A 6,661-nucleotide genomic window follows, 5' to 3' on the forward strand; every position below is an offset into this window, starting at 1 on the left:
CCGACGCATGGTTTACTGTCGCGCCGTTCGACTGACCGAATCTCCACTTCGCCGCTGGCTAACTTCGCTCAGCTGTCGATGTTTCGTTTCGATGGATTAAAGATACAGATAAAACTGTATTATCGTCAACAGACAAAACTGTATTTAATGGCGTGCGAAACATATGTTTCTGTATTTGTGGGTAATTTATTTTGTAAGGACGAAAAAAACCGGCATAAGCCGGTTTGTTTAGACGTTTGAGAGGGGGTTTTAGCGTTTGCGGCGGTAAATACGGTGCTCAATCATTACACCGATAATGGTTAAAGGCTGGTGATCGCTGTTAATGACAGGGTAGTCGTCATTGAGTGGGACCAGTTCAAAGTGCTGGCAGCCGAGAGGGTCTACCCATGTCGGGCGGTATTTCTTGAAGGTCGCCTGTGTTCCGCCGTTCTTCGCAACAACGAATTCCCCAGGCGTTGGCTCAACCTCAGGGTCGACGATAATAACGTCTCCTGCCTTGAAATCTGGCTCCATTGAGTCGCCTTCAATGCGCAACGCAAAAGTGTGCTGGGACACATCCAGATCAGTGAGGATGTATTCAAGGCTGCCATCGAAGGCCTCAATAGGGCTTTTCTCAGCCAGTGCTCCTGCCTGTACATAGCTTATCAACGGAACTCTCCTGCTGTTGACTTCTGCCATCGGCATAAACGCGCCGCCGTTCATTAGCCAATCAGCATCGCATTTAAGAGCCTTGGCTATTCCAATTATATTACGTGGCTTGAGAGTTTTCCCATCTTCAATGCTCTGCCAAGACTGCTGCCGGATACCGGCCTTCTCAGCAGCTTCTGTCTGGGTTAATCCCAGCTCAATTCTTTTTTGTTTAACGCGATCCGCAAGGCTCATAAATCCCTCTCTCTGTATGCCTTGATAGTCACAGTTAAAACTGTAATTGACAAACAGAAATAACTGTCACAGAATACAGATAAAACTGTGGAGGTAATATGGAAACAATTTCTCAACGCCTCAAGCAAAAACGTGAAGAGATGAATCTGTCTCAGGACCAGTTGGCAAGACTGGCGGGTATGAAACAGCAATCACTTCAGGCCATCGAGGCCGGGACCACCAAGCGTCCACGTTATTTGGTTGAGCTGGCTCGGGCTCTCAAATGTGAACCTGAATGGCTTCTTTTTGGCGATGAGCCGAATAAAACAACAGCCGCTTAACGGCGGCCCTAACCACGAAAGGGAAAGCAATGCATTCACTTGCGTATCAACACAATACCGGAATACACCCGGGAGCGGTGATAAACCGCGCTCAAGCTAAGGCGGCGCCAGACCACGAAAAGATCCGCGATGCGGTCCGGGCATGGTCATCGGCGCTGGACAATCAGGACGTGGTTTCGGCGTTGATCATCAAAGAATACCGGGAGCAGGGCGGGAACTCCATAAGCTTTCCGGAAGACATCAGCAGGGCGCGCCAGAAACTTTTTCGCTTTCTGGATAACCGTTTCGACTCTGAGCAGTACCGCGAGAACGTGCGCCAGCTGACGCCCGCAATCATGGCCGTCCTGCCGGTTGAGTATCGCACTCGCCTGATCGGTGCTGATTGCAAAATGTCTCGCCTGGCTGAGGCCGAGAAAGAACTCGCAGAGGCTAAACAGGCCGTGCTGCTGGACGCCCCAGAGCATCAGAAGCTGAAAGAGGTAAGCGAGGGTATAGCGTCGCTGTTCCGCCTCATGCCGGAGCAGGTAGGGCCGTTGATGACGATGGTCACTTCGATGCTGGGGGTTATGTGAGAGGCACCAGAAAAGAAAAAGCCCTTGAAGCGGTCACTTCAAAGGCCTTCCAAACACTGTGTTACGCCAAGTAACGGGAGTAAGTATGTCAAAAACTCGCAAAAAGTACCAGGAAAAAGAGGAACGTCGCCACCCAGATTCACCAGATGGCCTGGTTGTCGCTGCCTCAAAAAACCGGGCGTTCGCTGAGCGCTTTGTTGGCATGGCAAGACTGGCACTGATTCAGGCAGGGGTGAAGCATGGGCGTCGTTAAGTTAGCTGATTATCGTAAACCTCAACAAGAGGTTATGGAGCGACAGGTGGCAGATATTGAAGATGGCTATACGCGCATCGCCAATGATTTGCTCGATGCCATTATGTCTAACAACTTCACCGTTCGGCAGATGAAACTCCTGCTAGCTGTAATTCGTAAAACATACGGATTTAACAAGACGTTTGACTGGATAAGTGGTGAGCAATTCTCAGAAATGACAGGCATGCCGAGAACAAGATGCAGTTCAACTAAAACAGAGTTGCTGAATATGCGGGTCTTGGTTACCGAAGGAAGAAAGGTTGGCATTAACAAGGTGATCTCAGATTGGTGCGTAGATAGACCAGAGCGTCGCAGAGAATACGGCTCTACAAAACACAAGGCTGGTTACATATACGTTTTTGCTGAAGATGAATTCGGTCCTGTGAAAATTGGCTTCACCACCCGTGATGCGGAAGAAAGGCTAAGAGAGGTTAAATACTACTTCGAAGGAAATAATCCTAAGGTGTTTTATGTTTCTCCTTTCCATCTTCACGCAGGGGCTATCGAACCACTGGTTCATGAAGCGATGAAAGAGCAGATGATTCGCGGAGAGATGTTCGAAACCACAGTGGCACAAGCAATAAATAAGATTAACGACGTGATGGAATATTTTACACCGTCTGTGACAAATAGTGTCACACCGTCAGTAAATCGTGATTTACAGCGTGAGGTACACACAAAAGACAATATACAAAATACAGAAAGAAAAGATCCCCCTAAATCCCCCCAGGGGGAAAACTCACTCGCTCAGGAAGTGATGGATTACTTCAACGAGCTAACGGGTAGTCGTTGTGCTGCACTGGCGCCTTTCGAGAAAGCTCTCTCCACGGTGAAGAGCAAAGACCAGTGCTACACCGCTGAAGAGCTGAAACTCGTTATCCGCTGGGCCCATGTGAACTGGGGTCACAGCTTCAAGCCAGAGAACCTGTGCCGTATGACCCGCTTTGATGGATACCTGTCAGACGCCCTGATATGGGCAGATGGTCATGGAAGCAACCCGAAAGCCTGTCCGCACGAAGAGATCATCAAGCTCTGGAATGAAAAATTCCCTTCGAAGGCCGTTTCACTGCATGAGTGGAACCGCCGCCGTCCGGCCTATCGAGACCTGGAAGCTGTGTGGAACGGCAAAACCACCCAGGGAAACTGGCGAGAACTGAAGCACATGGGAATGGCCTTCGAGCTGATTAGCAAGTCTTCCCTGTTCGGCACCCGAGGCGATCAGCCATGGCTGACTCTCGACTGGATACTGAATCCGAAGAACTGGGGATCTGTCTACGAGCAGGCCATCAACGAGCACCGTGAGCGCAAGGGAGTCAAAGCATGAGCCGTTTTATCGATTTGTACGTTGAGCAGGCCGTCATCGGCGGGATCATGCTCGCAGCGGGCCGCACAGACGGCGTTGACATGGCGACTGACGCGATTGAGGGGCTGACTGAGGACCACTTCACAGCAACGCCTCACAAGGTTGCTCTGCGGTCCTACAAACGCCTCAACGAGTCCGGGGAGAAGATAGACCTGCTGACGTTGACCAGCGACCTTGAACGGCTTGGCGCGCTGGAAAGTGCCGGGGGATTCGCTTACCTGGCTGAATGCAGCAAAAACACGCCATCGTTCGCTAACCTTGCCAGCTACTGCGAGAAGCTTAGGGAAATGTACCTTGGTCGCCGTATGACCCTGGCGTTACAGGTCGGGATCCAGAAGCTGTCCGAACCAACTACCGAGGGTATTGCTGACATCATTGGCAGCATTCAGGCCGACATCTCTGGAATTGAGCACAACGCTGACTACGGAACTGAACACATCACCACCGGGATCGACATGTCTCTTGAGACTATCCAGTCGATTATCAGTGGCGATATCTGGAAGCACAAAACCGAGCTGGGCATGGCGACCATCGACAGCGCATTCGGCGGGTTCAACAACACCGATTTTATCGTCGTTGGTGGACGTCCTGGCATGGGGAAAACCATGTTTAGCACCACAGTGACAGAAACCGTAGGCCTGAAAAACAAAAAGCCGGTGCTGTTCTTCAGTCTCGAAATGCCAGTGGAACAAATCTCGGAGCGAGTCGCTTTCCACCGGGCGCGGGTAAGCAAAGAAGATCTGCTGAGCAAGGTTAGCGGGAAAATGGACGAGGCATGGGGGAAGGTTAGTCACTGCATGAAGGAGTTCATCGACTCTCCAATCTACATCAATGACAAGCCATCCCTGAGCGTTCACCAGGTACGTGCGGAAGCGCGGCGTATGAGTAAGAAGCTGGGCGGACTGGGCGTGGTAATCGTCGATTATCTCCAGAAGATGCGCATGTCTGACCCTGAGAACATGAACCGCAGCGTAGGGGAGATCGCCACCGGCCTGAAGAACCTGGCGAAAGAGTTGCGTTGCCCGGTCATCGCACTGGCTCAGCTTAACCGTAAGGTCGAAGAACGTGCTAATAAGCGCCCGGTCGCAGCTGACCTCCGCGAGTCCGGTGTTATCGAGCAGGAAGCCGATGTGATTTTCATGATCTACCGGGATGAGAAATACAACCCGAACACCGAACTGAAAGGAATCACCGAAATCATCTGTGTGAAGTCCCGCCATGCGCCGGGGGCAGAAAAGACCTACCACTTCAGCAGCCGCTACTCAGGCCTGGACCCGGTAGATTTCACCTACAGCGGCCAGATACAACAGGAGGCTGACTATGAGTGCTAAGACGATGAAAGGCAAACAGGCAATTCTGCGTTATCTCGAAACGCACCGGACCTTCACTGCTAAGGATGTGGCCACAGAGTGTGGCATGACCATCAACTGCATCACGAAGAATGCTATCGATCTGGAACGGTCCCGCAAGATTGTCCGCGTGAGCAAGGTCTGGCGAACGGTGACTTATCGCCTGGCGACACCGGAAGAGCAGGCTGGTACCGCGCGCAGCTGCACCAACGGAATATTTCAGGAGTGCCGCAACATCGCGGCGATGAAGCGAGTATTGATGGTTTGGGGGAGGGAAGGGGTATGAAATTATTTGAGATGGAAGGTTTTCTGCGTGGCAAGTGCTTGCCAGGTGACATGAAGGTCAACGAAACGAACGCCGAATATCTCGTGCGTAAATTTGCTGAAGCGGATGCCAGATGCGCGGCGCTGGCTGCGGAGAATGCTTGCCTAAAACAGAGCATCGAAGAGGTGTCCGAGGCATTTGAAACCGGGACTGATGGTGCTCTTGCTACTGCTGTTGACGAGTCTTTAAACCTGCTCACTCCGGAAACTGATGCGGTATTGAAAAGGATTCAGGCGCATGGTGTGGCTATGTTCGCTTCAAAGTGCAAAGAAGAATCGAAGCGTGCCCACTCTTCAGACGCCAGGGATTCCTGGTGGGTCTCGGGTGAAAACGCTGACGACTTCGCCGACCAGCTTCGCCAGGAGGCCGCCCAATGAGCAACATCGACAAACAGGCGTTAAATCAAGAAAAAATTGAATGGCTCAATAAATTAGCTGATATGGAGTATTGCAAAAGCAATCCTGGGCATTGGCTGATGAGCTTGAAGGACACAAACATGCTTGCGAAATTGGCTCTGCGATCAGTGGCGCTGCTGGATGAGCTGGAAGCCAAAGACAAGAGCATCGACTTCCTGAAAGACCAGTTAGCTCAACTGGCAAACTTCAACCCTGACTGGGACAAGCTGGAGGCAGCAACTGACAGCCTCCGTGAGCACATGGCAGAACTCACAGCGGCACGCAAACGGATTGCTGAACTGGAGGGGCGTGAGGTTGTACTTCCGAGTGCGCACGATGTTCACCCATTAGGGCCGCAGTCGGCGAAAATTTTTTGTGAGTTTCACCGGAGTATCGTGAACAGATGCGCCGATGAGATTAGTAAGGTTGGCGTCAAAGTCAGCATCAAGGGGAATTAGGGATATGGCTGAATTAACCAAAGAATGGCTCCTGAAGACAATCGCGGAGCTTGAAGAAGAGCGCGATGCGACGCCAGGCGCAGTAAACGAAGACGCAGCGATGGCGCTGGCGGCGATGAAGATTGCGCTGGCATCGCTCGAAGCGGAGCCTGTGTGCGTTATCGACCAGTCCAATCTTGATTATCTCAATGCTGGCTCTGATGCAGACGTATGGCCTGTATCCAGAACAGAGATGGGTGATGTTCTTCTGTATCGCTCTGCCACGCCAGCGCCGGTATATGTGCCCGCTGCGATGGAAATGGATGATGACTTTGACAGCTCGTTTGAACACGGAAAAGCTGTCGGCTGGAATGCCTGCCGCGCCGCCATGCTTCAGGGTGCAGATGTATCCCTCACACATGATGGTAAGAACCATCACGAGGATAAGCTCGGTATGGTTAACCATCTTGGTGATGTCACCGAAAAGGTAGAGCCTGTAACACAGATTGAGCCAGTAGCAGACCTGTACGGCTTAACCTCATCAACTGGCGGCGAAACATCATTCACTTTCGACGCTGTTGAAGCTCGTGATTTCATTGATGGCGGTTGGTCATGTCAGGAGTACGTGGAGCTTGGACGCTATCAGGAAGCGCTAACGGACCATTCCGAGGATAAGCTCGCTATGGTTGACCATTCCGGTGACTCCAACAATATGGTTGAACCTGT

At 51.6% G+C, this 6,661-nt stretch carries 10 protein-coding genes and 1 pseudogene; 10 read left to right on the forward strand and 1 reads right to left on the reverse strand.

Translation table 11 applies throughout. From position 1 onward, the window contains the following. On the forward strand, positions 1 to 240 hold a 240-nt coding region (locus tag ACOTX4_RS25235), incomplete at its 5' end, for a hypothetical protein (RefSeq protein ID WP_421635485.1). A gap of 9 nt (positions 241 to 249) precedes the next feature. Here ACOTX4_RS25235 and ACOTX4_RS25240 read toward each other — a convergent pair. Continuing rightward, positions 250 to 882 carry a LexA family protein gene (locus tag ACOTX4_RS25240; protein WP_032104845.1) on the reverse strand — a complete coding sequence of 211 codons (633 nt, stop codon included), beginning with the start codon at positions 880 to 882 and terminating at the stop codon, positions 250 to 252. Positions 883 to 980: 98 nt separating this feature from the next. Between ACOTX4_RS25240 and ACOTX4_RS25245 the strand changes: the two genes are divergently transcribed. The 9 genes and pseudogenes from ACOTX4_RS25245 to ACOTX4_RS25285 all read left to right on the forward strand — a co-directional run. Then, positions 981 to 1,202, forward strand: a complete 222-nt coding sequence (locus ACOTX4_RS25245; RefSeq protein WP_045343394.1) for a helix-turn-helix domain-containing protein — start codon at positions 981 to 983, stop codon at positions 1,200 to 1,202. A gap of 29 nt (positions 1,203 to 1,231) precedes the next feature. Next, complete coding sequence (locus ACOTX4_RS25250) at positions 1,232 to 1,774, forward strand: toxin YdaT family protein (RefSeq protein ID WP_151571635.1); 543 nt, start codon at positions 1,232 to 1,234, stop codon at positions 1,772 to 1,774. 85 nt (positions 1,775 to 1,859) lie between these two features. Then, a complete protein-coding gene (locus ACOTX4_RS25255) occupies positions 1,860 to 2,027 on the forward strand; it encodes a hypothetical protein (protein ID WP_013095956.1) in 168 nt (55 codons plus the stop codon). Then, positions 2,014 to 3,390: a replication protein gene (locus tag ACOTX4_RS25260; RefSeq protein ID WP_421635486.1), complete on the forward strand. Its 1,377-nt coding sequence runs from the start codon at positions 2,014 to 2,016 to the stop codon at positions 3,388 to 3,390. Before ACOTX4_RS25255 ends, ACOTX4_RS25260 begins: the two co-directional genes overlap by 14 nt. Further along, entirely contained in the window at positions 3,387 to 4,760 is a 1,374-nt protein-coding gene (locus ACOTX4_RS25265; protein WP_421635487.1) for a replicative DNA helicase, read from the forward strand. The genes ACOTX4_RS25260 and ACOTX4_RS25265 overlap by 4 nt, the downstream gene beginning before the upstream one ends. Then, entirely contained in the window at positions 4,750 to 5,064 is a 315-nt protein-coding gene (locus ACOTX4_RS25270; protein WP_421635488.1) for a protein ren, read from the forward strand. Before ACOTX4_RS25265 ends, ACOTX4_RS25270 begins: the two co-directional genes overlap by 11 nt. Next, positions 5,061 to 5,480 carry a hypothetical protein gene (locus ACOTX4_RS25275; RefSeq protein WP_148391097.1) on the forward strand — a complete coding sequence of 140 codons (420 nt, stop codon included), beginning with the start codon at positions 5,061 to 5,063 and terminating at the stop codon, positions 5,478 to 5,480. The genes ACOTX4_RS25270 and ACOTX4_RS25275 overlap by 4 nt, the downstream gene beginning before the upstream one ends. Next, complete coding sequence (locus ACOTX4_RS25280; RefSeq protein WP_421635489.1) at positions 5,477 to 5,956, forward strand: ead/Ea22-like family protein; 480 nt, start codon at positions 5,477 to 5,479, stop codon at positions 5,954 to 5,956. Before ACOTX4_RS25275 ends, ACOTX4_RS25280 begins: the two co-directional genes overlap by 4 nt. A gap of 4 nt (positions 5,957 to 5,960) precedes the next feature. Next, positions 5,961 to 6,661 (forward strand): annotated as a pseudogene (locus ACOTX4_RS25285) (hypothetical protein); the annotation flags it as partial.

Source organism: Enterobacter cloacae complex sp. IR5459, assembly GCF_049238005.1.
Lineage (GTDB): Bacteria > Pseudomonadota > Gammaproteobacteria > Enterobacterales > Enterobacteriaceae > Enterobacter > Enterobacter hormaechei_C.